Origin of the sequence: Nonomuraea sp. NPDC051191, from assembly GCF_044455665.1 — a bacterium.
Classification (GTDB): Bacteria; Actinomycetota; Actinomycetes; order Streptosporangiales; family Streptosporangiaceae; genus Nonomuraea.
Genome location: NZ_JBITEZ010000056.1, coordinates 1 through 1200, shown reverse-complemented (window position 1 = coordinate 1200; position 1200 = coordinate 1). Strand labels below are relative to the sequence as shown.

General features: G+C 64.5%; 1 protein-coding gene. It reads left to right on the top strand.

Annotation, left to right across the window (positions count from 1 at the left end):
- Nucleotides 1-91 precede the first annotated feature (91 nt).
- Nucleotides 92-1189: an IS630 family transposase gene (locus tag ACIA8R_RS52965; RefSeq protein ID WP_397045852.1), complete on the top strand. Its 1098-nt coding sequence runs from the start codon at nt 92-94 to the stop codon at nt 1187-1189.
- Nucleotides 1190-1200: the final 11 nt, after the last annotated feature.

Genomic DNA, 1200 nt, shown 5'->3' with positions numbered 1-1200 from the left:
CTAGTGGCCCGTCACCGAATCTTGGACGGGTAATTGATCTCCAGCGGTGAACCCGCCAGGCTTGCTGCCTCTTCGATATTGGGAGGTGGTCGTGGCTCGCCGACCGGAAGTGTTCGTCCGGCCGTTAACGATGGAGGAAGGCCGCAAGCTGCAGCGGATCACGCGGAGCGCGAAGGATCCGGTCAAGCTGCGGCGGGCGATCGTGGTGATGATGTCCGGCCAAGGCCAGAGCGTCCCGGACATCACCTCGTTGATGCAGGTCAGCGACGACTACGTGCGCGATGTCATCCACGCCTTCAACGAGAAGGGGTTCGAGGCGCTTGACCCAAAATGGAACGGGGGCCGTCCACCGACGATCAGTCCTGAAGTGCGTGAGCACATCTGCCTGATCGCCAAGACGGTCCCCGCCGAATGGGGCATCACCGGACACTCCACCTGGAGTCTGCGCACCCTGGCCGCGCACCTCATCGCCCGCGGGGTGGTGTCCGCGATCAGCCGTGAGCACCTGCGGCGGATCCTCCGCAAAGGCGGGGTGACCTGGCAGACGACCACGACGTGGAAGTCCTCCACGGACCCGCAGTTCATCGCCAAGATGCAGCGCGTCCTGGACCTCTACGATCACCCGCCCGCTGACGGGCGGGTGATCTGCCTGGATGAGTTCGGGCCGTTGAACCTGTTGCCTCGAAAGGGCAAGCGGTGGCGTCCGGTGGGTTCGCCGGGCCGGCTGCGTGCCACCTACAACCGCTACAACGGCGTGATGCAGATGATCGCCGCGCTCGATCTGGCCACCGGCAGGTTGTACTACCGGATCCGCAGGCGCAAGCGCTGGCGGGAGGTGTTGTCCTTTCTCAAGACGCTGCGTGTGCGCTGGCCAGGCGAGACGCTGTACGTGATCGCCGACAACTACTCGCCGCACAAACATCCTCAGGTCCGCGCCTGGACCGCTGAAAACGATGTTGAGCTGGTGTTCCTGCCGACCTACGGCTCTTGGTTGAACTGGATCGAGTCGGAGTTCGCCGCGTTGCGGTATTACGCCCTGAACGGCACCGACCACCGCAGCCACGACGAGCAGAACGCGGCGATCGGTGCCTACGTGCGCTGGCGCAACGCCCGAGCCCAGCCCAAGACGAACTTCGCCGCCAGTTCGCCGATCAGAAGCTGGACCAGTTACCCGGCCAAGGTTGCGTGACGGCCCACTAG